Source organism: Pseudarthrobacter sp. CCNWLW217, from assembly GCF_037203985.1.
Classification (GTDB): Bacteria; Actinomycetota; Actinomycetes; order Actinomycetales; family Micrococcaceae; genus Arthrobacter.
Genome location: NZ_JBBCBT010000003.1, coordinates 109,600 through 132,496, shown reverse-complemented (window position 1 = coordinate 132,496; position 22,897 = coordinate 109,600). Strand labels below are relative to the sequence as shown.

Annotated in this window: 23 protein-coding genes; 7 read left to right on the top strand and 16 right to left on the bottom strand. The window is 65.3% G+C overall.

All coding sequences use genetic code 11. The features are described 5' to 3' along the window. Positions 1-91 precede the first annotated feature (91 nt). The 7 genes from V9L18_RS04930 to V9L18_RS04900 all read right to left on the bottom strand — a co-directional run bounded on the left by V9L18_RS04930 (position 92) and on the right by V9L18_RS04900 (position 10,501). On the bottom strand, positions 92-1,249 hold the full coding sequence (locus V9L18_RS04930) for a 3-deoxy-7-phosphoheptulonate synthase (RefSeq protein ID WP_337346055.1): 1,158 nt from the start codon (positions 1,247-1,249) through the stop codon (positions 92-94). Positions 1,250-1,557: 308 nt separating this feature from the next. After that, a complete protein-coding gene (locus V9L18_RS04925) occupies positions 1,558-2,577 on the bottom strand; it encodes an acetylxylan esterase (RefSeq protein WP_337346054.1) in 1,020 nt (339 codons plus the stop codon). 51 nt (positions 2,578-2,628) lie between these two features. Beyond that, the gene (locus V9L18_RS04920) at positions 2,629-5,178 is read right to left on the bottom strand and encodes a glycoside hydrolase family 95 protein (protein ID WP_337346053.1); all 2,550 of its coding nucleotides are present in this window, start codon (positions 5,176-5,178) and stop codon (positions 2,629-2,631) included. Between the two features lie 183 nt (positions 5,179-5,361). Further along, positions 5,362-6,858 (bottom strand): rhamnulokinase, encoded by a 1,497-nt coding sequence (locus V9L18_RS04915; RefSeq protein WP_337346052.1) that lies wholly within the window; start codon positions 6,856-6,858, stop codon positions 5,362-5,364. Further along, positions 6,855-8,906, bottom strand: coding sequence for a bifunctional aldolase/short-chain dehydrogenase (locus V9L18_RS04910; RefSeq protein WP_337346051.1), 2,052 nt, complete (start codon positions 8,904-8,906; stop codon positions 6,855-6,857). The genes V9L18_RS04915 and V9L18_RS04910 overlap by 4 nt, the downstream gene beginning before the upstream one ends. A gap of 2 nt (positions 8,907-8,908) precedes the next feature. Beyond that, on the bottom strand, positions 8,909-10,075 hold the full coding sequence (gene rhaI, locus V9L18_RS04905; RefSeq protein ID WP_337346050.1) for an L-rhamnose isomerase: 1,167 nt from the start codon (positions 10,073-10,075) through the stop codon (positions 8,909-8,911). Positions 10,076-10,153: 78 nt separating this feature from the next. Continuing rightward, positions 10,154-10,501 (bottom strand): L-rhamnose mutarotase, encoded by a 348-nt coding sequence (locus V9L18_RS04900; protein ID WP_337346049.1) that lies wholly within the window; start codon positions 10,499-10,501, stop codon positions 10,154-10,156. Positions 10,502-10,652: 151 nt separating this feature from the next. Here V9L18_RS04900 and V9L18_RS04895 point away from each other — a divergent pair, with 151 nt between their 5' ends. From V9L18_RS04895 to V9L18_RS04885, 3 genes are all read left to right on the top strand, one after another. Then, on the top strand, positions 10,653-11,678 hold the full coding sequence (locus V9L18_RS04895; RefSeq protein WP_337346281.1) for a LacI family DNA-binding transcriptional regulator: 1,026 nt from the start codon (positions 10,653-10,655) through the stop codon (positions 11,676-11,678). Between the two features lie 91 nt (positions 11,679-11,769). Beyond that, positions 11,770-12,225 carry an iron chaperone gene (locus V9L18_RS04890; RefSeq protein WP_443197930.1) on the top strand — a complete coding sequence of 152 codons (456 nt, stop codon included), beginning with the start codon at positions 11,770-11,772 and terminating at the stop codon, positions 12,223-12,225. Between the two features lie 110 nt (positions 12,226-12,335). Continuing rightward, positions 12,336-13,730: an FAD-binding oxidoreductase gene (locus tag V9L18_RS04885; protein ID WP_337346048.1), complete on the top strand. Its 1,395-nt coding sequence runs from the start codon at positions 12,336-12,338 to the stop codon at positions 13,728-13,730. Between the two features lie 24 nt (positions 13,731-13,754). On the opposite strand, the gene V9L18_RS04880 is transcribed toward V9L18_RS04885, so the two are convergent. The 7 genes from V9L18_RS04880 to V9L18_RS04850 form a co-directional block, all read right to left on the bottom strand. After that, entirely contained in the window at positions 13,755-14,258 is a 504-nt protein-coding gene (locus tag V9L18_RS04880) for a universal stress protein (protein WP_337346047.1), read from the bottom strand. Positions 14,259-14,300: 42 nt separating this feature from the next. Further along, positions 14,301-14,735 (bottom strand): arsenate-mycothiol transferase ArsC, encoded by a 435-nt coding sequence (locus tag V9L18_RS04875; RefSeq protein WP_337346046.1) that lies wholly within the window; start codon positions 14,733-14,735, stop codon positions 14,301-14,303. After that, a complete protein-coding gene (locus V9L18_RS04870; RefSeq protein WP_337346045.1) occupies positions 14,732-15,391 on the bottom strand; it encodes an arsenate reductase ArsC in 660 nt (219 codons plus the stop codon). Before V9L18_RS04870 ends, V9L18_RS04875 begins: the two co-directional genes overlap by 4 nt. A 38-nt stretch (positions 15,392-15,429) precedes the next feature. Further along, the gene (locus V9L18_RS04865; protein ID WP_337346044.1) at positions 15,430-16,812 is read right to left on the bottom strand and encodes an FAD-dependent oxidoreductase; all 1,383 of its coding nucleotides are present in this window, start codon (positions 16,810-16,812) and stop codon (positions 15,430-15,432) included. 206 nt (positions 16,813-17,018) lie between these two features. Next, a complete protein-coding gene (gene trxB, locus V9L18_RS04860) occupies positions 17,019-18,008 on the bottom strand; it encodes a thioredoxin-disulfide reductase (protein WP_337346043.1) in 990 nt (329 codons plus the stop codon). A 28-nt stretch (positions 18,009-18,036) separates the two neighbouring features. Continuing rightward, complete coding sequence (locus tag V9L18_RS04855; protein WP_337346042.1) at positions 18,037-18,459, bottom strand: arsenate reductase ArsC; 423 nt, start codon at positions 18,457-18,459, stop codon at positions 18,037-18,039. Positions 18,460-18,559: 100 nt separating this feature from the next. Further along, entirely contained in the window at positions 18,560-19,231 is a 672-nt protein-coding gene (locus V9L18_RS04850; protein WP_337346041.1) for an arsenate reductase/protein-tyrosine-phosphatase family protein, read from the bottom strand. A gap of 45 nt (positions 19,232-19,276) precedes the next feature. On the opposite strand from V9L18_RS04850, the gene V9L18_RS04845 reads away from it, so the two are divergent. The 4 genes from V9L18_RS04845 to V9L18_RS04830 all read left to right on the top strand — a co-directional run bounded on the left by V9L18_RS04845 (position 19,277) and on the right by V9L18_RS04830 (position 21,464). Further along, positions 19,277-20,017, top strand: coding sequence for an MIP/aquaporin family protein (locus V9L18_RS04845; RefSeq protein WP_337346040.1), 741 nt, complete (start codon positions 19,277-19,279; stop codon positions 20,015-20,017). Between the two features lie 72 nt (positions 20,018-20,089). Further along, positions 20,090-20,440: an ArsR/SmtB family transcription factor gene (locus V9L18_RS04840; protein WP_337346039.1), complete on the top strand. Its 351-nt coding sequence runs from the start codon at positions 20,090-20,092 to the stop codon at positions 20,438-20,440. Between the two features lie 35 nt (positions 20,441-20,475). Next, positions 20,476-20,961, top strand: coding sequence for a GNAT family N-acetyltransferase (locus tag V9L18_RS04835; protein WP_337346279.1), 486 nt, complete (start codon positions 20,476-20,478; stop codon positions 20,959-20,961). Between the two features lie 59 nt (positions 20,962-21,020). Continuing rightward, positions 21,021-21,464: a GNAT family N-acetyltransferase gene (locus V9L18_RS04830; RefSeq protein ID WP_337346278.1), complete on the top strand. Its 444-nt coding sequence runs from the start codon at positions 21,021-21,023 to the stop codon at positions 21,462-21,464. 6 nt (positions 21,465-21,470) lie between these two features. On the opposite strand, the gene V9L18_RS04825 is transcribed toward V9L18_RS04830, so the two are convergent. Together V9L18_RS04825 and V9L18_RS04820 are read right to left on the bottom strand one after the other, a co-directional pair. Further along, a complete protein-coding gene (locus V9L18_RS04825) occupies positions 21,471-22,142 on the bottom strand; it encodes a DUF1961 family protein (RefSeq protein WP_337346038.1) in 672 nt (223 codons plus the stop codon). Next, the gene (locus tag V9L18_RS04820; protein WP_337346037.1) at positions 22,143-22,871 is read right to left on the bottom strand and encodes a rhamnogalacturonan acetylesterase; all 729 of its coding nucleotides are present in this window, start codon (positions 22,869-22,871) and stop codon (positions 22,143-22,145) included. Positions 22,872-22,897 lie beyond the last annotated feature (26 nt).

Below are 22,897 nucleotides of genomic sequence, written 5' to 3'. Positions count from 1 at the left end.
CATTGCGGTGTGCCGATGCTGAGCCATCCACCAACCATGTGCTAGATACTCTAGAGGTTCATGGGGCTATTGTGAAAGTCACTGGGGGTAATCATTTCCCGGTACGGCGCTTGCGTGCCGACGAGGCGAGCTGGTCCAGCACCGACACGGAGACGTCCCATTCCATGCAGGCGTCCGTGACACTCTGGCCGTACACCAGTTCCGAGCGTCCGGCGGCGTGTTCGGTGACGTCAAGGTTCTGCGCACCGCCCACGAGGAAGCTCTCCAGCATAACGCCGGCGATGGCGTCGGCAGAGGGTCCGCCATCCTCCAGCTGCGCGCCGATCTCCAGTGCAACTTCGGCTTGGCGGTGGTGGCTCTTGCCGCTGTTGGCGTGGCTGGCATCCACGATCAGTCGTGGGTTCAGCCCCTTGCCGGCCAGCTTGTCGGAAGCGCTTTCGACGTCGGCCGCCGAGTAGTTGGGCCCCTTGCGACCGCCTCGGAGGATGACGTGGGTGTCCGGGTTCCCGGCGGTGGCCACCAGTGCTGCCCGGCCGTCGCCGTCGATGCCCAGGAAAGCCTGCGCCGCCGCGGCAGCTCCGCAGGCGTCGATGGCAACCTGCAGATCACCGTCGGTCCCGTTCTTGAAGCCGATCGGCATGGAAAGGCCCGAGGCCAGCTGGCGGTGGATCTGGCTTTCCGTGGTCCGTGCCCCGATCGCGCCCCAGGAGATCAGGTCCGCCATGTACTGCGGACTGATGGGTTCCAGGAACTCCGTGGCCGTGGGGAGTCCAAGGGCGGTGACCTGCTGCAGGAACTGGCGGGCCGTCCGGAGCCCGGTCACCATGTCATGGCTGCCGTCCAGGCGCGGATCGTTGATGAGGCCCTTCCAGCCCACGGTGGTCCGGGGCTTCTCGAAGTAGGTCCGCATAACGATCAGCAGGTCTTCCTTGTGCTTCTCGGCCTGGCTGACCAGCCGGCGGGCGTACTCCAGGCCGGCCTTGGGGTCGTGGATGGAGCAAGGGCCCACGATCACCAGGAGGCGGTCGTCCACGCCGTCCATGATGGCCCGGACTTCATCGCGTCCGCGTTCGACGACGTCAGTCACCCGGGCGTCCAGTGGCAGCTCGGCGATGAGCTCCTGGGGCGTGGGCAGGGCCGTGAACTCGCTGACGCGCAAGTTCGACGTGGTTTTTGCGGCCGGCGTGCCTGCCTGCGCGGCGGCGCGTGGTGAGGGCTCTGTGGATGTGGCGGCTGTTGCGGTGCTCATGGTGGGTCCTGTTCCGGGAAAGGAAGGCGGACCCAGATCAGAGCCCGCCGGGAAATGGCGAAGGGCAGAGAATCATCTCTGCCCTGCTGGCTCTGAAGGAAAGTTGGATGCGTGTCAGTTAGACGCGGGCCCCTCCAGAGCCAACGAAAAATACGCATACCAACGGTTAGTCATAGCCAAGACCATAACCGCACCCGGTGGCCGCCGCAAAATCGTGCCGTAATACAGGGCTCCTCAGCCTGTTCGCGGATCCGAACCGTGAGGGTCAGGATCCGCGAACAAGCTCAGTATTTACCGCTTACATCGGCTCAACCCGCGAGCTTCCGCAGGAACTGCAGCTGCTTAATCCAGTGGTACTCCTGACCGCCTTCGTGGTTGTTGAACCGGTAAACCTCGATGTCCTTGACCGCCCCGGTGCCCGAGGAGTCAGCCGTGCCCGAGCCGTAGGCGTTGAAGCTGGCAAACACTGTCGAGGGCGGGCATATGTCATCCATCTGCGCGGCCGAGTAGAGTGCCGGGGCGGTGGCTGAACGGGCCAGGTTGACGCCGTCGAAGTAGTTCAGCACGGCGAGCATGTGCTCGTACCGGTCCCGGTGCCTGCCCAGGAAAGCAGCGATCTCCGGGTAGGGCCCACGGGGCGTGATGTCGATGGCGCGCGGGAAGTCCTGCAGGAACGGGACGTCGGGCAACGCGGCGATGACGCCGTCGAGTCGTCCTGCCACGAGCCCGGCGACGGCCACCACAATGCCACCGCCCTGGCTGACGCCGGCCAGGACCACCCTCGTGGAGTCCACCTCCGGATGGGACTGGGCAGCTTCCACGGCCCGGAAGGCATCAACGTAGACGCGGCGGTAGTAGTAGTCCTCGCGGCTGCCCGCTCCCCTGGTCATCAGGCCGGCGTGCGCCACCTCGCCCGCGGAGGGGTGCGGATCCGCCGTCTCCCCCAGCGTCCCGCCGTAGCCCTGGCCCCGGGTGTCCATGATGAAGTGCGCGTATCCGGCCTGCGCCCACTTGGTGTCCTGGTTGACCAGGCCGCGGCCGCCCGAGTAACCGATGTACTGCACGACGACGGGAAGCTGGCTTCCGGCCGGACGGTTCGCCGGGAGATGCAGCCAGCCTTTGATGGGAGCGCCAGCGTATCCGGCGAAGGTCACATCAAAGGTGTCGATGACCGTCAGGTAGTTCTCCACTGGCTCGAAGGAGGCGTTGAGCGGGAAGGTCCTGGCATCATCGATGGTGGCGTCCCAGAACTCCTGGAAATCGGACGGCGGCGTGACCTCGGAGGTGTAGCCGCGGAGCTGGGCAAGGGGGAGGTCGAAAAGGGGCATGCTGAAGGTCCTGTCAGATCTGGTTTGGCTGGAACTTTTGGGAATCGTATGTCATGCGGGCTCTCCCGCGGGGATAAAGAACGCGAGGTTCAGAACTGTTGCCTGATGCGGCTCCAGATGAAGCTCGCGGGCAGTCCCACGATGGCGCACCAGGACGTCTCTTGCCGTCGGCGAGGTCAATGCTGCGCCGGTCAGTAGGCCGTCGTGCCACTCCAGGTCCACCTCCACACCCGGGCGTGCGCGGAGGCGGTGCGCGGCGCCGTCGGGCAGTTCCCGGGGCAGCGCCGGCAGCAGCTCGATTTCCGGCATACCGTTCGAGGTGCGGTGGCTCTGGACGAGGCATTCTGCCAGGCCGCCCACAAAGCCGAGGTTGCCGTCGATCTGGAATGGCGGGTGCGCCCCGAACAGGTTGGGGTACAGTCCGCCGCTTTGGTCGCCGCGGTCCGTTGCCATGTCCCGGAAGTACAGCCTGAGGAGGTCACTGACTTTGTCCGGCTGGCGGAGGCGGGCCCGGAGCAGGATTTTCCAGGTAAGCGACCAACCGGTGGATTCGTCGCCGCGGCCGTCCAGGCTGGTACCCACAGCGGCTTCGAGGGCCGGCGTCAGGGGCGTGTCCCCGGGGTAAGCCAGGTACAGGTGACTGACGTGGCGGTGTTCCGGCTCCCACTCTTCCGGGTCGGCCAGCCACTCGCGGAGCCTGCCGCCACGGCCGGGTACAGGCTCCGGAAGGCGCGACAGGGCAGCTTTGGCCTCGGCCAGTACCGGGTCCGCTTCAACTCCCAGGTCCTCGGCGAGGGAGCCCAGCATGAGGAACACGTCACGGATCAGCGTCAGGTCCATGGTGGACGATTCCGCGGCCGCCGCCCGAGCATTGCTACCGTCCGGGCCCGGTGCCGTGAAACTGTTTTCCGGCGAAGTGGAGGGGCTGGTGCCCAAGGTACCGTCCGGGAACTCCAGCAGCAGATCCAGCGCGAATTCGGCTGCGCCCCGGATGGCGGGCCAGGCAGTGTCCCGGGCGAAGCGTTCTCCGGCAGCGGTGTCGGCTTTTGCGGAGTCGAGCCTTGTGCTGTCGGGTGCGCCAAAACGCAGGTGCTCCCACAGGTGTCGGACCAGCCACAGCCCGGCCATCGGCCAGAACGACCATTCCGGCGAGTGCGAGCCATGGCCCACGGGCTTGCTGTAACCCCAGATATCCGAATTGTGGTGCACCGCCCAGCCGCGGGCGCCATAGTACTCCCTGGCGGTGGCCGCGCCGGTCTCCTGCAGCGCCTCGATGAGTGCGAACAGGGGCTCGGCGCACGGAGCGAGACCTGTGGGTTCGGCTCCCCAGTAATTCATCTGCAGGTTGATGTTGGTGGTGAAATTGGAGCTCCACGGGGCCTGCAGCTGGTGGTTCCAGATGCCCTGCAGGTTGGCCGGCGTCCCGCGCCAGGCCGTTCCGCCGCGTGCTCCCGCCGCCCCGGTTCGCGAACTGGAAATCAGCAGGTAGCGCCCGTAGTTGAAGAGCAGCGCCGCCAGCGCGGGGTCCGCGGCGAGGGGCCCTTCAGGGTGGGTGTTGGCTGCGGCCAGGCGTTGGGCGGTGTTGACGCCCGCCCAAGCCGGTCCATTGATGGTGACGCTGCAGGCATCGTAGAGCTCCGCGTGGCTGTTTTCGTGGTGGGCAAGCAGCGCCTCCGGCCCCGCAGCCATGGCAGTGGCGAGGGTCTTGTGGGCAGCGTGCGCCGCCTCTGCCGCTGTACCCTCGGGCTGCCGGCCCAGCCCGCGGAATGTAGTCTCCGTGGTGACATACAGGACGGCGCGGCGTGCCCCCATGGCGGCCAGGCCGCCGTCGTCCGTTGCTGCTTCGGTGCCGTTATGCTCCCAAGCCGCCACTACCGTGCCCTGGAGGCTCAGGGAATCGTCGTCGGAATACTCCACGGCGCCGCCGTCGTGCGAGGGTGGGACATCGCTGGGAAGCTTCAGTTCAAGGCCTGTCGACGACGGCCCCGCCGTGGGTGCCCCGGTCCGCCGGAGGATGCGAAGCTGTGAGTCCAGGCGCAGGGTCAGGTCCAGGCCCTGCGGTGCCTCTGTTTCCACCATAATCACCAGCACGGACGGGTCGTGGGAGGCAAAGGCCTCCACGCTGACGTTGCGGCCATCCACTTCGTAGCGGGTGGAGTTGACGGCGCGGGCCAGGTCAAGGGATCGGCTGTAGCCGGCCTGGTTCGCTGCAGCCGGGCTGCCTTGATCGCCGGAGAGGGCAATGGTGAGGAAAAGGTCCGCGAACGGCAAGTAGGACTGCGCATGGCGGTGCTGCAGTTCTTTCAGTGTTTCGTGGGCAGAGGTGAAATCGCCCTCCTGGATCAGCCGCCGGGTTTCGGCAAGGATACGGTCGGCCCGTTCGCGGCTGAAGTGTGGTTGGAGGTCCTGGCTGTGCGGCGATCCGGACCAGGCGGACCCGTCGTTCAGCTGGAAGAGATGCTCCCGCGCCCCGCCGGCTGCCCCTTCCGGGAGCGCCCTGCCGCCGAACACCATTGCTCCGAGACGCCCGTTTCCCAGTGGCAGGGCCTCGAGCCAGTTCGCAGCCGGGGAATCGTAGGCGAGGGTATGTTCTGTACGCACGGGATTAGATCCTAGGGGAATAAATCACACGAAAACAGGGGTTTGGGCAAGCGATTTCCCGCCGCCGCTCCAGCGTCCTGCGGGAACGCGCAAACGGGCGCCACGCCCTGCGCGCGAACGTACACTTGACGCCCCGGCCCGGAAGGCCCAAGTGTACGTTCGCGTCAGTGTCGCGGACCGGTCCTAAAGCCTCGAGAGTTCCGGGCTGAACGTCTGCAGCGCATGCGAACCACTCACCAAACTGCGCAGTTCCCTCAGCCCACCAGTGACCTGCCCGGCTGCCCTGGCCTGGACCAGGACGTTGCCGAGGGCGGTGGCTTCGACGGGTCCGGCGATCACGGGCTTGCCCGTGGCGTCGGCCGTGAGCTGGCAGAGCAGCCGGTTCTGGGAGCCGCCGCCCACCACGTGGACCACGTCCACGGTGCGGTCGGCGAGGCGCTCGGCGTCTCGGATGGTGCGTGCGTAGCCGATGGCGAGGCTGTCCATGATGCAGCGGGTGATGGCCGCGGGGTCGTCGGGGAGGATGTCCCCGATGCGGCGGACCGCTGCGCGGATGCGTTCGGGCATGTTGTCCGGGGCGATGAAGTAGGAGTCGTCCGGATTGATCTGCGGCCCGCCCGGGGGCAGTGCCGCCGCGGCCGTGAGCAGCGCCGGGAGGTCCGGGGTGAATCCTTCTGCGGCCCAGGTCCGCTGGCATTCGCTGAGCAGCCAGAGCCCGCCCATGTTCCGGAGGTAGCGGATGGTGCCGTCCACGCCGCGTTCGTTCGTGAAGTTCGCTTCCCGGCTGGCCTCAGTGAGGACCGGGTGCTTCAGTTCCAGCCCCACCAGCGACCAGGTGCCGGAGGAGATGTAGGCGAAGTTCTCCTCCTGGGCGGGCACGGCGGCGACGGCGGAGGCGGTGTCGTGCGAGCCGACGGCCACCACCTTGGTGCCGGCCGGCAGGCCGATCTGTGAGGCGATCCCGGGCATCAGTGTGCCGACGGTTTCGCCCGGTTGGACCAGCGGCGGGAACAGCTTCCGGGGCAGGCCCAGGGCGGTGAGGAACTCCGTGGCCCACTCCCCCGCGACGGCGTCGAACAGGCCGGTGGTGGAGGCGTTGGTCGCCTCAGTGCGGCGCTGACCTGTGAGGAAGTAGGCGATCAGGTCCGGGATCAGGAGTGCCTGCAGACCGTCCAGGTTCTTCTCGCTGGCGAGTTGGTAGAGGGTGTTGAACTGCAGGAACTGCAGTCCCGTGGTCCCGTAGAGCCGGGCCGGGTCCAGTTTCCGGTGCACGGGTGCGACGGCGGCCCGGCTGCGGTCATCGCGGTAACTGTACGGCTGGGCGATGAGTTCCCCAGCCTTGTTGACCAGGCCGTAGTCCACCGCCCAGGTGTCGATCCCGATGCTCGTGATCGTTTCGTCCTGCACGGCTGCCACGGTGGCGGCCGCCGAGAGGCCCGCCAGTACCTCAGCGAACAGGGCCTCAAAATCCCAGCGGAGGCCGCCGTCCATCTCCACCACACCGTTGGGGAACCGGTGTACCACTTCCAGCTCAACGCTCCGCGCGCTCCCGGGATGACCGGCGTCGTCCTTGATCCGGCCCAGGATGACCCGGCCGGAGGAAGCGCCAATATCGACGGCGGCGAAGACGCCGCGGGCGGAAGTACCGCCGCCGTCGACATCGCCAAACGATGTGCTCATCGGAGGAAGGCTGCTGCCACTCCGGCGTCCACGGGGATGTGGAGTCCGGTGGTGTGGGACAGCTCGGCGCTGGTGAGGACGGCGGCGGCGTTGGCCACGTGCTCGGGCAGGACTTCGCGCTTGAGCAGGGTGCGCTGGGCGTAGTACTTGCCCAGTTCCTGCTCGTCCACGCCGTAGACCGCGGCGCGCTTGGCGCCCCAGCCGCCGGCGAAGATGCCCGAGCCGCGGACCACGCCGTCGGGGTTGATGCCGTTGACGCGGATGCCGTACTCGCCCAGTTCGGCCGCGAGGAGCCGCACCTGGTGGGCCTGGTCTGCCTTGGTGGCGGAGTAGGCGATGTTGTTCGGGCCTGCGAACACGGAGTTCTTCGAGGAGATGTAGATGACGTCCCCGCCCATGTCCTGGGCGATCATGACCTTCGCCGCGGCCTTGGCCACCAGGAACGAGCCCTTGGCCATGACGTTGTGCTGCAGGTCCCAGTCCTTCTCGGTGGTTTCCAGCAGCGGCTTGGAAATCGACAGGCCGGCGTTGTTGACCACAAGGTCCAACCCGCCGAAGGCCAGCACCGCGGCGTCGATCGCTGCCAAGACCTGGGCCTCGTCGGTCACGTCGGCCTGGACGCCGATGGCGACATCCGGGCCGCCGAGCTCCTCGGCGACAGCCTGGGCGTTCTCCAGGTTCAGGTCTGCGATGACCACGCAGGCGCCTTCCGCGGCGAGGCGGGTGGCGATGGCCTTGCCGATGCCCGACGCCGCACCCGTGACCAGTGCGATGCGGGTGGCGTGGGACTTGGGCTTGGGCAGGCGTGCCAGCTTGGCTTCCTCCAGCGACCAGTACTCGATCCGGAACTTCTCTGATTCCTCGATCGGGGCGTACGTGGAGATCGCTTCGGCACCGCGCATGACGTTGATGGCGTTGATGTAGAACTCACCGGCGACCCGGGCGGTCTGCTTGTTCGCGCCGTACGAGAACATGCCCACGCCCGGGACCAGGACGATGGCCGGGTCCGCACCGCGCAACGCCGGGCTCTCCGGGGTGGCGTGGCGGTCGTAGTAGGCCTGGTAGTCCTCGCGGTAGGCGGTGTGGAGCTCCTGCAGCCGGGCGATGGAATCCTCGACCGAGGCGTCCGCGGGGAGGTCCAGGATCAGCGGCTTGACCTTGGTGCGCAGGAAGTGGTCCGGGCAGGACGTACCCAGCGCACCCAGGCGTGGGTGCTCTTGCGCGGCCAGGAAGTCAAGGACGACGGCGTCATCGCTGAAGTGCCCCAGCTGCGGCTTGTCAGTGGACGCCAGGCCGCGGATCACCGGTGCCAGCGCGGCGGCCTTGGCTTTCCGTTCGGCTTCGGGCAGGGCACCGTAGCCCGGGAGTTTGGGACCGAAGGGTTCAGCCTTGCCGTTGTCCTTGATGTACTTCTCGGCCTGTTCGATGATCCACAGCGAGTTCTGTTCGGCTTCTTCACTCGTGGCGCCCCAGGCGGTGATGCCGTGGCCGCCCAGGATGGTGCCGATGGCCTGCGGGTTGGCGTCCTTGATCGCGGCGATGTCCAGGCCCAGCTGGAACCCGGGACGGCGCCACGGAACCCACACCACCTTGTTGCCGAAGATCTTCGTGGTCAGGGCCTCGCCGTCCACCGCGGTGGCAATGGCGATCCCGGAATCCGGGTGCAGGTGGTCCACGTGCGCGGCGTCCACCAGGCCATGCATCGCGGTATCGATCGACGGGGCGGCGCCGCCCTTGCCGTGCAGGCAGTAATCAAAAGCGGCCACCATCTCATCTTCACGTTCAACGCCCGGGTACACATTCTTCAGGGCGTTCAGCCGGTCCAGGCGCAGCACCGCAAGGTTCCCTGCCTTCAAAGTACCCAGGTCCCCGCCGGATCCCTTGACCCAGAGCAGCTGGACGTCCTCGCCCGTGACCGGGTCCTTCTCCGCGCCCTTGGCAGAAGTGTTGCCGCCGGCGAAGTTGGTGTTCCGCTTATCCGCGCCCAGGCGGTTGGAACGCGAAATCAGGTCTTCAACAGTCTTGTTGCTGGTGTTTTGCATGTTCATGCCTAAGCGCCCCATCCGGCTTGCTGGCCGCCGACGCGGTCCTCGTTGATCTGTTTCTGGTAACCGCTGGCCTTGAACGCGGCCATCGGGTCCGCGGGCAGGCCGCGGGATTCACGCCATTCGGCCAGGATGCGCCGGACGTCGGTGTAGAAGGCGTCGTTGAAAACGGCGTTGGCAGCCAGGACATCCCCGGTGCGCTGGGCCTCGCCCAGGGCGGCAGTGTCCACAAGCAGGGCCCGGGCAGTCATTTCCTGGACGTTCAGGACCGAGCGGATCTGGCCCGGGATCTTCTCTTCCAGGTTGTGGCACTGGTCCAGCATCAGCGCGACGCCGGACTCTTTGCCGAAACCGCCGCCGCGGATGACCTCGTACATGATGCGGAACAGCTGGAACGGATCCGCCGCCCCCACGATCAGGTCATCATCGGCATAAAAGCGGGAGTTGAAGTCAAAGGAACCCAGCTTGCCCAGGCGCAGCAACTGCATCACGATGAACTCGATGTTCGTGCCCGGCGCGTGGTGCCCGGTGTCCAGGCAAACAAAAGCCTTCTCGCCCAGGGCAAGGGTCTGCGCGTAGGACGTACCCCAGTCCGGAACATCGGTGTGGTAAAAAGCCGGCTCAAAGAACTTGTACTCCAGCACCAGGCGCTGTTCATCGCCCAGGCCCGCGTAAATCTCCTGCAGCGACTCAGCCAAACGGTCCTGGCGGCCACGGAGGTCGTCCTGGCCCGGGTAGTTCGTGCCGTCCGCCAGCCAGATCTTCAGGTCCTTGGACCCCGTGGCGTGCATGATCTCTATGCAGTCCAGGTGGTGCGCGATCGCGCGGCGGCGGACGGTCTCGTTGGAAGAGGTCAGGGAGCCGAATTTGTACTCGTCATCCTGGAACGTATTGGAGTTAATCGTGCCCAGACCCACACCCAGGCCCGCCGCGTACTCCTTCAGGGCGGCGTAGTCTTCCACCTTGTCCCACGGAATGTGCAGCGCCACAGTAGGGGCCAGGCCAGTCAGCTCATGCACCTTCGCGGCGTCCGCGATCTTCTCCTGCACCGTCCGCGGCGTGCCCGGCGTACCGAACACCTTGAAACGCGTGCCTGAATTTCCATAAGCCCACGAAGGGACCTCGATGGCAAGCTCCCCGAGCCTGCCCAGCGCCGTTGCTACGTCATTCATGATGAGTTCTTTCCGGTTTTATGTGTTGCTGTGGTCTGGATGGTGTTGCAGCGGCCCCGCTGCTGGGGCCGGTGAGGTTCAGCGGGCGGTGGACTCCGCTGCCGCCAGCTGGTCGTCAAGGTTGAAGACTTCTTCGAGGACCTGGAACCCTTCGTCGGGTGCCTGGTCCGTGTTATTGAACAGAGTGGCCATCTCGGCCTGCCAGCGGGTGTTGACCTCGGTCAGCGCCATCCGAGCCCGGACTGCGTCGAAGTCGTCGCATTCCACGTAGCCCACAAGAAGCCCGTCCTGGCCCAGGAACAGTGAGTAGTTGTTCCAGCCGGCGTCCTTCAGGGCACGGAGCATCTCAGGCCACACGGCACCGTGCCGCCGCCGGTACTCGTCGATCAGTCCCGGCTGGACCGAGGAGCGGAAACACACCCTCATCTGCGACTCTCCTGAACTTTCCGTTGTTTGAATCGTTTCATTGTTACGATTCAAAGTACTCTTGAAGGCAAGTAGGTGTCAAGCAATTTCCAGACCACAATCGGGGACTACGGGAAAAGTGCAGCACGCGGCATACAAGCCATGGAGAATGATGAATCGCTCAGCCAGCATCAAGGACGTCGCAAACCACGCCAGCGTTGCCGTGGGCACGGTCTCAAATGTCCTGAACTATCCGGACAGGGTTTCCCAGCGAACCAAGGAGCGTGTGCTCCGCGCCATCGACGAGCTCGGCTTCGTGCGCAATGACGCCGCCCGCCAGTTGCGTGCCGGCCAGAGCCGCACCATCGGACTGATCGTCCTCGATGTTGGCAACCCCTTCTTCACGTCCGTAGTGCGCGCCGCCGAAGACGCCGCGGCGCTCCTTGGCAGTGCCGTGCTGCTCGGCGACAGTGGCCACAACGCCAGCCGCGAATCCAACTACATCGACCTCTTCCAGGAACAGCGCGTCCAGGGCCTCCTCATCTCCCCCGTCGGCGACGTTACCGACCGGCTGGACCTGCTCCGTGAACGCGGTGTGCCCACCGTCCTGGTGGACCGCCTGGCCGACGAGAGCAAGTACAGTTCAGTCTCCGTGGACGACGACGCCGGCGGTTACCTGGCTGCGCGGCACCTGTTGGACACCGGCCGCCGTCGGCTCGCCTTTGTGGGAGGCCCCACCTCCATCCGCCAGGTAGCCGACCGCCTGCAGGGCGCCCAGCGGGCGGTCAAGGAGGAACCCGATGCCACCCTTGAGGTCCTTGATTCCGACGGGCAGACGGTGTTGGCCGGCCGGAGCGTTGGCAACATGCTCGTGGAGCGCGGAGACCTGCCGGATGGCATCTTCTGCGCCAACGACCTGCTCGCCCTGGGCGTGATGCAGTCGCTGACCATGACGCACACGCTGAGGATTCCCGAGGACATCGCCCTGATCGGCTACGACGACATCGACTTTGCCGTCTCCGCCGTGGTGCCGCTTTCCTCTATCCGCCAGCCCACCGAGGCGCTGGGACGAACCGCCATTGAACTACTGGCCGAAGAAGTGGAATCCGAGAATCCCAGGCACCGCGCCGTGGTATTTACTCCGGAACTGGTGGTCCGTCAAAGCACCGGACCGGCGGAGCGGTCCACCGCCGGCTGAGGAGCGGGCACTTCGAGCAGTTCTGGAGAAGCGACTGCGGCGTACGGACACTAGCGTGGGTCCCACCAGACCATGACGGAAGGAACCCGAAGTGACGGAAAAACCAGCCACCACCAAGTCCTACGAAGGCTTCGATGCGGAAGAACGCGCCGCAATGAAGGAACGCGCCCAAGAGCTCAAGACCGAGTCGCGAAAGGGTGCGCGCAGCGCCAAGGCAGACGGAGAGGGCGAAGTTCTCGCGAAGATCGCCGAAATGTCGGAACCGGATCGGGCCATCGCGGAGCGCCTCCACGCCATCATCAAGGAACACGCACCGGAACTCGCGCCGAAAACCTGGTACGGGATGCCTGCTTACGCCAAGGACGGCAAGGTGATCTGCTTCTTCCAGCCCGCCGACAAATTCAAGGCCCGCTACGCAACGCTGGGATTTAGCGACCCCGCGAACCTGGACGATGGCAACATGTGGCCCACTTCCTACGCACTGACCGAACTCACCGCCGCCGATGAAGCGATGATCGTCAGACTCATGAAGAAGGCGATCAGCTAGAAAGGTAGGGGCGGTCCTTCGCGCGGCTTGCATGGGCTGCTTCAGTTCTCTCTTGCCAGTTCGTCCCAACGGTGGGATTCTGCTCGAAGGAGAGAGAGGTCCGTGAGTCCATGGCACAGGGCACGAAGATCGACGACGGCGCTGTCGGCGAGCTGCAGGCATCCTTTCAGGGCGAACTCGTCCGTCCGGATGATGCTGGTTACAACGAGCATCGCAAGGTGTGGAACGGATCGATTGATCGCCATCCCGCCTTGATTGCCCGCTGCACCGGCGTTGCAGATATCCGGGCCGCGCTCCGGCTCGCCCGCTCACAGGATCTTCTCGTCGCCGTGCGGGGAGGGGGTCACAGCTTCCCTGGCCTGTCAGTGTGCGACGACGGCATGCTCATCGATCTCGGGCCGATGAAGGGGATTCGAGTAGATCCTGAGGCACGAACGGCACGTGTCCAGGCCGGTGTGCTGCTTGGTGAACTCGACAGCGAGACGCAGGAGTACGGTCTCGCGGTTCCTTCCGGGATCGTCACTCATACGGGAGTGGCTGGCCTTACCCTGGGCGGCGGCATCGGGTGGGTCATGCGCAAGTACGGACTCACCATCGACCAGCTGTTGTCCGTAGACATGGTCACCGCTGACGGCGAGGCGGTCAGGGCCAGCGCGGACCAGAACTCCGATCTCTTCTGGGGGGTGCGGGGCGGTGGCGGGAACTTCGGCATCGTCACTGAGTTCGAGTTCCGCCTTAATCCTGTGGGCCCCTACGTCATGGCGGGCCCGGTCTTCTGGGCGATGGAAGATGCCCCGGAAGTGCTGCGGTTTTATCGCGACTGGATCGCGGACTGCCCCGATGAACTCATGACGATTGCCGTGCAGCGCAGGGCGCCGGCGCTTCCGATTGTGCCGCCCGAACTGGTGGGCCAGCTCGTCCTGGCGGTCACTGCATGCTATGCGGGACCGGTCGAGGAGGGCGAACGGGTCCTGCGGCCGCTCAAGGAATTTGGTTCACCGGTTCTCGATCTTTGCCGGCCAAAGCCGTTTCTGGAGCATCAGAAAACATTCGATCCGTCCTACCCCCACGGCTGGCACTACTACGTCAGGTCCTGCGACGTCGCAGCGCTCAGCGACGACGTCATTGACATCGTTGTCGAGCACGGCAGCCGCATCACTTCGCCGGTTACCAGCATCGCCCTCTGGCAGATGGGCGGCGCGGTGGGGCGCATCGACGAGGGTGCCACCGCGTTCAATGGCCGCCAGGCCGGATTCACCTTCAACATCAACGGCAACAGCAAGACCGCCGAGGGCTTCGACGCTGAGCGCCAGTGGGCCCGGGACTATTGGTCGGCCCTCGCCCCCCACCACACCAGCGTCTACGTGAACTTCCTGATGGAAGAGGGCGAGGAGCGGGTCAGGCAAGCTTATGGCGCAGCGAAGTACGACCGGCTCAAAGCACTCAAGCGCAAGTACGACCCCACGAACTTCTTCACCTTGAACCAGAACATCAAGCCGGACTGACGCCTTTCTCCTGACGGAAGCCGCCTAGGAAGCGCTTGGGATCGGACGTGCGGGGCGGCTGTCGGGGACAATGAGGACTGGCCGCTGCTGGTGGCGGGCAAGGAACGCGGACACTGATCCTTCGAGGAGGCGGTCCACCCAGGCCAAGGACCCTGGCCTATCGGCGCCCACGATGATCAAAGATGCTCCTGTGTTCTCGGCCAAGCGGCTTAGTGCCTTGGGAACGTCGCCGTTCAGCACTCGGAAGGACCAGGTCTCCCCCGGCTGCCCGAGTAGCATTTCGAGTTTCCCTTGCAGCTGGTTGGCGGGATAGTCGGTTTCCTCGTTGACGTTCGGGTCCAGCGACAGGGCTGTCAGTTGGCCTTCAGGCTCCCATTCTGTGAGGTAACTGGCTGGGTCCACGAAGGCGCAGACAAGATGCAACCCCAGGGCGCCCGCGAGCTCAGCGGCGGAACGGACCAGGTGCTTCGGAAAATTCCAGCCGACACCAAGCACGAGCGGCCCCTCCGGCCATCCATCATCGGGCACGGGTGGTTCCTGGGCTCGGGGTCAGCGCCGCGCCGGCCATCGCTAGTTCCCGGAGAGCTCCGCATAGAGCTTCTGGACCCTGGCTTTGATGTCGTCCCGGACCAGGCGCATGCGTTCCATGCCTTCTATGCCGCGCTCGGAGGGTTCATCGGTCTCCCAGACCTCAAAGCGCGTCCCTTCGCGGGGTTCGAGCTTGGCTTCGGTTCCCAGGACGATGACGGCATCCACGGCGTCCAGGACGTCATCGGTGACTGGCTTGGGGTGTTCGCCGGTGATGTCGACGCCGAGCTCGGTCAGGGACTCAACGGCCTGGGGATTCAGGGCCTTGCCGGGTTTGGTGCCGGCGGAGTACACAATGATGGACCCGCCGGCCAATTGACTCATAAGGCCCGCGGCCAACTGGGATTTTCCGCCGTTCTTGCTGCAGACAAAGAGCACGGATGGGGTCTTCGTCGCGCCGGACGTTTCCTGGGTCATGAGTGGGTGGTTTCCTTTGTGAGTGAGGCGACCAGGGCTTTGACCCGGTCGTGGATCTGGTCCCGGATCTCCCTGACCACCTGGAGGGGCTGGCCGGCCGGGTCGGGAAGGTCCCAGTCCTCGTACCGCTTTCCGGGATAGATCGGGCAGGAGTCTCCGCAGCCCATCGTAATCACCACGTCGGAGGCGCGCACGACGTCGTCGGTGAGCGGTTTGGGGTAGTTCTGAGAGAGGTCAAGGCCCATCTCGGACATCACGGTTACCACAGCGGGATCAAGTTCCGCTGCAGGCAGGGAGCCGGCGGAGCGGACGTGGATCCTGCCCTTTGCTTCAACCGTGAGCAAAGCGGCGGCCATCTGCGACCGTCCGGCGTTCTGCACGCAGACGAACAGGGCCTCCGGAACCTCGGCGGTGATGGCGCCCTTGGATTTTGCCAGGGCGTTGAGCCGGTCGCTGGCGAAATGCTCGGTCGTGGCGGGCAGGTACGTGGTGATCTTCGCGGTGCGGGCCAGTGCGGTGTAGGACTCGAAAACGTAGCGTTCGACGGTTTCGACGGCGAAGACTCCGGCGAACCTCTCCCCAAGGCGGCTGCTGATCCGCTGCAGGAGCTCAGTGTTGTCCTGCAGGCCCAGGCTGGTTTCGCGGTGTTCGGTCATGACATCACTCCAAAATGGTGGTTTCCGACGGACGATGTTCAGTTATTGCCAGAGCGTCCATGGGACAACCCGGTAGGGAAGCCAACCAGCACCGGTTCGGGGGCGGAACAACAGCCTGCCTCTGAACCGACACTGCCTGCGGAGGAGACAGCCGGGACGTCGCAGCTGGTGCCGCCGTCGGTGGAGCAGACGCCCGTCTCGGGGAGTTCGAGCTGGACTGTATCGGCCGCTTCGCGGTCTCCGGCGAGGGCTGCGACGACGGACCGCACCTGTTCATAGCCGGTGGCCAGCAGGAACGTGGGCGCCCGGCCGTACGACTTCATTCCCACAATGTAAAAGTCCTGGTCAGGGTGGGCCAGCAGCTTGGCTCCATGCGGAGGGACGGTGCCGCAGGAGTGGAATTCAGGGTCGATCAGCGGGCCCAGCGCCTTGGGAGCCTCGACGGCCGGATCCAGGTCGAGGCGGAGTTCGCGCAGGATCTCCAGATCGGGGCGGAATCCGGTGCAAGGGACCACGACGTCGGCGTCCAGGGTCCGGCCGTCGACGGCTTCGACGGTGACGGCGGAATCAAGTGCTTTGAAGGAAGCTATGCCGAAGCCGGTGTGGAGTTCGATGGTTCCTGCCTCGACGAGGCGGCGCAGTCGCGATCCGAGCTGGCCGCGGGCTGGCAGGCCGTCGGCGTCACCGCCGCCGTAGACCTTCTCGGCAGACGCGCCGCGGACCGCCCATAAAATGCGGGTTTCCGGGTCTTCCTTAGCCAGGTCGGCGAGGCTGATGAGGGTGTTGGCCGCGGAGTGCCCCGCGCCGACGACCAGGACGCGGCGTCCAGCGAACGCTGAACGGTCACGTCCGGTCACGTCCGGTAGCGGAGAGGAAATCCGATCTGCGGCGGTAACTTCCCCGACGGCAGGCAGCCCGGATGTGCCCAACGGGTTACGGCGGGACCAGGTGCCCGAGGCGTCAATGACCGCTGCTACGGTGTGCTCGCGGGTCTCGCCGTCCTCATGTTCCACCCGGACGACGAACGGCGTGGCCTCCCGGTTGCGCGTGTGGGTCTTGTCCATCCCGGCACGGGTCACGGCGGTGACCCTGCTGCCGGTCTGCAGCCGGGAGGAAATCGCCGGCAAAGCTGCCAGCGGCGCCAGGTAATTGTCGATGAGTTCACCACCGTAGGGAAGGGCCGTCAGCCGGGGCGATGCCCAGCCTGCGGCTTCGAGCAGGCGGACGGCGGCGGCGTCGAGGTTGAACCGCCATGGTGAGAACAACCGGATGTGGCGCCATTGCGCGATGGCGGCACCCGCCGTCGGGCCTGCTTCGAAGATCAGCGGCTCGAGGCCGCGCTCGAGCAGGTGCGCCGCGGCGGCCAGTCCCACGGGGCCGGCGCCAATCACTGCAACGGGAAGGTTCTTCGCTAAATCCATGGTGTCCTCTGTTCCATCTGTGGGTGTGACGGTTCTTCTCCCAACTAGGTAGCAGCAGATGTCGTTTTGAGCGCCCATAACGACACTTGCTGCTACCTAGTTGGGTGGAGGGAGGGGAGGTCAGCAGCAGTCCTGATCTTCGTCGCAGCAATCATCGCCGCAGCATCCGGTGTTCATTCAGCTCACCTCCTCCCCCGGGTTGGGGCCTAAGCGTGGGTGGGTTCCTCCACCAGCGCAGTGGCAATGCTGTCCGCGTCATCCAGCGCGGCGAGGTAGCGTTCGGCGTCGAGAGCTGCGGCGCAGCCGGTTCCGGCTGCGGTGATGGCCTGACGGTAACGGTGGTCCACGGCGTCCCCACAGGCGAACACGCCGGTGAGGTTGGTGACCGTGGTGGGCGAGTCGACCTTGATGTAGCCCTCGGCGTCAAGCTCCACCTGGCCGGCCACGAGTTCTGTCCGTGGCAGATGACCGATTGCCACGAAAATGCCAGTAGCGGCCTGTTCACGGGTTTCGCCAGTGCGCGTGTCGGTCAGGGTCACGCCGGTGACCTTGCCATCGCCATGGATGGCGGTGATGGCGGAGTTCCAGGCGAAGCTGATCTTCGGGTTGTCCTTGGCCCGCTGGGCCATAATCCGGGAGGCGCGGAGCTCGCCCTTGCGCACGACGACGGTCACGGACTTTCCGAAGCGGGTCAGGAAAGTCGCTTCTTCCATTGCCGAATCCCCGCCGCCAACCACGATGATGTCCTGGTCGCGGAAGAAGAACCCGTCGCACGTGGCACACCAGGAGACGCCGTGGCCGCTGAACTTCTTCTCTTCCGGCAGGCCGAGTTCCTTGTAGGCGGAGCCCGTGGCGAGGATGACGGCCGGGGCCTCATGCGTCTCGCCAGCGCCGGTGACCACGCGTTTCAGGTGACCGGTCAGCGTGACCTCAGTGACGTCGTCGAACATTACCTGCGCGCCGAAGCGCTCCGCCTGCTGCTGCAGCCCGTCCATCAGTTCAGGCCCCTGGATGCCGCCGGGGAAGCCTGGAAAATTCTCAACCTCCGTGGTGTTCATCAGGGCACCGCCGGCGGTGACCGACCCGGCGAGGACCAGCGGCTTCAACCCTGCCCGGGCGGCGTAGATGGCGGCCGTGTAGCCGGCGGGGCCCGAGCCGATGATGATCAGCTGTTCCCTGTTCGCAGTGTCGCTCACGAAGGTACCTCCTGGTTCGGGGACGCGGTTACTTGGCAGCCGGGATGAGGGAATCGATAAGGCCCTCGATGCGGGTCTTGATCTCGTCGCGGATCGGGCGGACAGCGTCCACGCCCTGGCCTGCGGGATCCTCCAGGACCCAGTCCTCGTAGCGCTTGCCGGGGAAGTAGGGACATTCGTCACCGCAGCCCATGGTGATCACCACGTCCGATTCCTTGACGGCCTCGGTGGTGAGGACCTTGGGGATCTCGGCGGACATGTCTATCCCGAGCTCTGCCATCGCCTCGACGGCAGCGGGGTTGACCTTGTCTGCCGGCTGAGACCCGGCGGAGCGGACCTCGATTTCTCCCTTGGCCAGCGTGGTGAGGAACGCGGCGGCCATCTGGGAGCGGCCGGCGTTGTGGACGCAGACGAAAAGAACGGAAGGCTTCTTGGCAGTTTCGGTGCTCACGCGGTTCTCCTGGAACATTGATAGTCGTCGATACAGTGAGTATCGGGCCATACATTGATGATTGTCAATATTTGATTGAAATAGGCCGGGTCAAGCGGAATCAGGCGGCCAGCACCCGCGGCGCCAGGTCACTGACGCGGTGGGAGATATCCATGAAGGCGTCCTCGAAGGCGTTCTCAGTGCTGAGGCGCAACGGATCCGGGACCGACCAGTGGGCATCACCGAGTCCAACGAGCTCCTCGTGGGCGTTATCGCACACTGTCACCATGAAGTCCCCCTCCTCCGCCACCTGGTCCAACCGGCGCGGAGGAACTTCCGCGAGTTCCACGCCGTGCCGGCGGGCCACCTCAATGGCCCCGGGAGCGATGCGGTCCGCGGGATGCGTTCCCGCCGATATCGAAGGAATTTTGCTGACCTGCCGCCAGAGCGCGGCCGCGAGCTGGGACCGGGCGCTGTTGCGGGTGCAGACGAACAGCACTCGGCGGGCGCCGTACCCAGCCCCCGGCACGAGGCCCTCCAGGGCGCCGGCGGCAAGGCCCACATAGCTGCGGCGCTTGTCAGCCTCGGAGCGGTGGCGAGTGGCCAGCCCCGCCCCTTCCAGCGCGCGAAGATGGTGGGACAGCAGATTCGACGGCATCCCCAGCTCTGCCTGCAATTCCTTCGGAGAGAAATCCCCCAGGGTAAGCAAGTCAACGATGCGCAGACGCGCAGGATCGGCAAGGGCGGCATACTTGGCGACCCGCTCGCGAAATTCGTTCACCTCAATAGACATTGATTCAATTTTGACTGAGTGAATTCTTTCCGTCAAGCTGTTGCCATGACTTCACACCAGCCGCCGCTTTGGCGTCGCGCCATCGCCGAGCTGCTCGGCACCAGCCTGCTTGTGGCCGTGGTGGTCGGCTCCGGGATCTCAGCCCAGCAGCTCTCCCCCGGCGACGTCGGCCTGCAACTCCTGGAGAACAGCACTGCCACCGTGCTGGGGCTGACTGTGCTGATTCTGATGCTCGGCCCCGTCAGCGGTGCCCACTTCAACCCTGTGGTCTCCCTCGTGGACTGGGTCCTGGGTCGGCGCAGCGGCACGGGACTGACGCTGCCTGAGCTCGGTACGTATGTAGCCGCCCAGACCGTGGGGGCGATCACCGGCAGCATGCTGGCTAATGCCATGTTTGACGTTGGCACGTCCATCTCCACCAAGGATCGCGTCAGCACGGGGCATCTGCTGGCTGAAGTTGTCGCCACCGCGGGGCTCATCCTGCTGATCTTCGCCCTGGCAGCCACGTCCCGCGGCGTCCTTGCTGCCCCCGCGGTGGGCGCTTACATTGGAGCTGCCTACTGGTTTACGTCCTCGACGTCATTCGCGAACCCGGCCGTGACAGTCGGGCGCATCTTCAGCGACACCTTCGCCGGCATCGCCCCACCCTCTGTTCCCGGCTTCATCGTGGCGCAACTTGTGGGCGCCGCCGTCGGACTTGGCCTTCTCCTCATCCTTTTCCCCTCCGCTGCCCGCGCTGCGGACGACGTCGTGCTTCCGCATGATTCCCGCGCCGCAGGTTCATAGCCTGCCAATTCCAGGCACCACGCCCCGCCCTTCATACATTGATGACCGTCAATATTGGGGCATAATGGGTACATGAACCTGCTGCCCGTACTTGAGCCGGCCACCGACGACGCCTGCTGCGCTCCGGCGGGGACGCCTGCCCTGGGGGCTGAGGAAGCGAAGCAGAAAGCCCTGGTCTTCAAGGCACTCGCGGATCCGAACCGGCTGCGGCTGCTGTCCATCGTGAAGGCTGAATCGTCCGGCGAGTCCTGCGTGTGCGACCTCACCGATCCATTGGACCTCGGCCAGCCCACGGTCTCCCACCATCTGAAGATTCTGGTCGAGGCCGGACTGCTTCACCGCGAAAAGCGTGGCACGTGGGCCTATTACTCACTGGTACCGGGGGCCTTGGAAGAGGCGGCCGGAATCCTGGCAACCCTGTGACTGTGCCGGAACAGTCCGCTGTGGCGATACGCCCCATGCGCGACGTCGATTGGCCGGATGTCCAGCGGATCTACAGCGAAGGAATTGCCACCGGCCACGCCACCTTCGAATCAGAGGCGCCCGATTGGGAACGGTTCAACAACTCAAGACTGCTCCGCCACCGGTGCGTGGCCGAAAACGCTGAAGGTGGAATCCTTGGCTGGGCTGCCGTCTCCCCGGTCTCTGCACGCCCCGTCTACTCCGGCGTGGTGGAACATTCCGTTTATGTCGCAGCCGTTGCACGCGGACTCGGCCTGGGGGCAACGCTGCTCCGGGCCCTGGCGGAATCCACGGAGCGCGACGGCATCTGGACCATCCAGGCCAGCGTTTTTCCCGAAAATGAGGCCAGCCTCAAGCTGCACCTCGCGAACGGTTACGTCGTCGTCGGACGCAGGCACCGCATCGCCCGCATGGCACACGGGCCACTCAGTGGGCAGTGGCGCGACACAATCCTCATCGAACGCCGGTCAACCGCCATCTGAGAAGGTTCCGTCAGTGGTCGCTCCTGCCTGCCCGCACGACTATCGTGCAAGGCACGGTGATGATACGTGAAGCCCGGGCGGACGACTTCAGGGGCCTCGCATCGCTGCGGGCCACGTGGGCAGCTGAGCAGGATCCAACTACTCCCCATGACCCCTGCTTTGTAGATGCCTACCTCAACTGGATGGAAGCGAACCCGCGCAAGTTCTTTGTGGCCGAGCAGGATAACCAGTTGATCGGCATGCTCAATTTGCTGGTCTTCCAGCGGATGCCCAAGCCCGGCAAGCAAGCTTCGTGCTGGGTTTATCTGGGCAATGTCTACATACTTCCGGCTTTTCGGAACGGCGGCGTCGGGAGGAAACTAGTGGCGGAATCCATCGAGTTCTCCGAGCGCATTCGTGCGGCACGCATGGTCCTCTCCCCTTCTTCCGAATCGCAAAGCTTCTATCGGCGGCTTGGCTTCGGACCAGCAGAGGAACTCAGGGTTCGCGCGATCCAGGCGTAGCGGGCCCTAGATCTTCTCCACCCTGAAATTCCGGTAGGCGGCCTTCAACGGTGCCATCTGGCGGAAGCCGATGCGGCCGCCGCCCAGCACTTTTCCGGACGGGTCCGACCATTCAAAGAGGGGCAGCCCGTTGATGGCGAACGACACAAGCGGCCCGTCCTTCACCACTTCCAGCCGGTAGAAATCGACGGCGTCCTCGGTGGGCGGCAGCGGATCCGCGCCTTGGGCTACCAGTTCAAAGCCGGCACTTTTCCGGAGGTTGCAGGTACGGAAGGCCCGTTCGGACTCGTATTTGTGGCGGAAGTAGGAGACGTGGAGGGCATCGATATCGCCGGAGTGGTACTGCGGGTAGTAACCGGTCCTCGGTGCCAGGTCAGCCGAGAACAGGTCGCGCCCGCCCTGGCCCACGGCCGAGAAGAACAGCATGGCAAGGCCAGGTTCGGCGAGGGGAAGGAACTCCCAGCTGATCCGGATGCCGTCCGGGAACTCCTCCGGGCACCAGAACGTCCAGTGCGCCTGGTCCCCGAACTCCTCATCGTCCAGCGCACCAGACAGCGCAAGTGCGCCATTGTGGCTGCCCAGGCTCAGCGGCCCTTCCGCCACCCAGCCCGAAACATCCGCCGGTCCGGCGAGGGGGTTGCTGTACAGCAGTCCGGCACCGGCCTGCGCCGCGCCCACCTAGCCCCTTCCCGCCGTCGTGAAATCCGCAGCCGTCAGTCCCGCCGTCGAGCTTTCCTCGAAGCCTGGCTGTCCGAGGCCGAAGCCGAGCCGTCCCAGCTGGGTGGCAACTTCCTCCGCCACCAGGGATGCGCCGCGTTGGGAGAAGTGCGTGTTGTCTGCCAGCCCGGCTGGCCAGAAGGCGTGCTCGCCCGGCCCGAAATGGCAGAACAGGGACTGCGACTCCTCAACCCCCAGCTCCAGGTACAGCCCGCGGGTCCAGGCGTTAAGGTCGACGGCCGGCAGTTGCAGTTCGAGAGCGATCTCCCGCACCACTTCGGGGTAGTCCTCCAGGCTTTCTTCCAGGACAGCATCCGACGGCGGCGAATCCAGGAAGTGCCGGCGCTCCACGGACGTGCAAAGCACCGGCACGGCACCCAAGGCCCGGACTTCCGCCACCATGGTGCGCAGGTTGGCGGCATAACCGGTCCGGGCTGCGAGATGGACCTTCTTCTGGTCGTTGTGGCCAAACTGGATCAGGACCAGGTCGCCCTCAGCGGCGGTTTCCAGGAGCTGTCCCCAGAGCCCCTCCTCACGGAAGGACTCCGTGCTGGCCCCGCCCTTGGCGAGGTTGTATACAGCGGCCCAGGAGTATACGTGCCGGGGCAGGTGCGCGCCCCAGCCACTCATGGGGTACTCGTAGGTGGGACAGTTGGCCACCGTGGAATCTCCGGCGAGCAGGATTTTCATACTGTGCTTTCTGTTGGTTTGAGTCG

Coding starts and splice junctions, on each gene's coding strand:
- V9L18_RS04830 (WP_337346278.1), top strand. CDS start 21,021: ATGATACGTGAAGCCCGGGCGGACGACTTCAGGGGCCTCGCATCGCTG.
- V9L18_RS04820 (WP_337346037.1), bottom strand. CDS start 22,871: ATGAAAATCCTGCTCGCCGGAGATTCCACGGTGGCCAACTGTCCCACC.
- V9L18_RS04845 (WP_337346040.1), top strand. CDS start 19,277: ATGACTTCACACCAGCCGCCGCTTTGGCGTCGCGCCATCGCCGAGCTG.
- V9L18_RS04865 (WP_337346044.1), bottom strand. CDS start 16,812: ATGGATTTAGCGAAGAACCTTCCCGTTGCAGTGATTGGCGCCGGCCCC.
- V9L18_RS04885 (WP_337346048.1), top strand. CDS start 12,336: ATGGCACAGGGCACGAAGATCGACGACGGCGCTGTCGGCGAGCTGCAG.
- V9L18_RS04915 (WP_337346052.1), bottom strand. CDS start 6,858: ATGAGCACATCGTTTGGCGATGTCGACGGCGGCGGTACTTCCGCCCGC.
- V9L18_RS04835 (WP_337346279.1), top strand. CDS start 20,476: ATGCGCGACGTCGATTGGCCGGATGTCCAGCGGATCTACAGCGAAGGA.
- V9L18_RS04930 (WP_337346055.1), bottom strand. CDS start 1,249: ATGAGCACCGCAACAGCCGCCACATCCACAGAGCCCTCACCACGCGCC.
- V9L18_RS04910 (WP_337346051.1), bottom strand. CDS start 8,906: ATGAACATGCAAAACACCAGCAACAAGACTGTTGAAGACCTGATTTCG.
- V9L18_RS04925 (WP_337346054.1), bottom strand. CDS start 2,577: ATGCCCCTTTTCGACCTCCCCCTTGCCCAGCTCCGCGGCTACACCTCC.
- V9L18_RS04850 (WP_337346041.1), bottom strand. CDS start 19,231: ATGTCTATTGAGGTGAACGAATTTCGCGAGCGGGTCGCCAAGTATGCC.
- V9L18_RS04870 (WP_337346045.1), bottom strand. CDS start 15,391: ATGACCGAACACCGCGAAACCAGCCTGGGCCTGCAGGACAACACTGAG.
- V9L18_RS04900 (WP_337346049.1), bottom strand. CDS start 10,501: ATGAGGGTGTGTTTCCGCTCCTCGGTCCAGCCGGGACTGATCGACGAG.
- V9L18_RS04875 (WP_337346046.1), bottom strand. CDS start 14,735: ATGACCCAGGAAACGTCCGGCGCGACGAAGACCCCATCCGTGCTCTTT.
- rhaI (WP_337346050.1), bottom strand. CDS start 10,075: ATGAATGACGTAGCAACGGCGCTGGGCAGGCTCGGGGAGCTTGCCATC.
- V9L18_RS04840 (WP_337346039.1), top strand. CDS start 20,090: ATGAACCTGCTGCCCGTACTTGAGCCGGCCACCGACGACGCCTGCTGC.
- V9L18_RS04895 (WP_337346281.1), top strand. CDS start 10,653: ATGAATCGCTCAGCCAGCATCAAGGACGTCGCAAACCACGCCAGCGTT.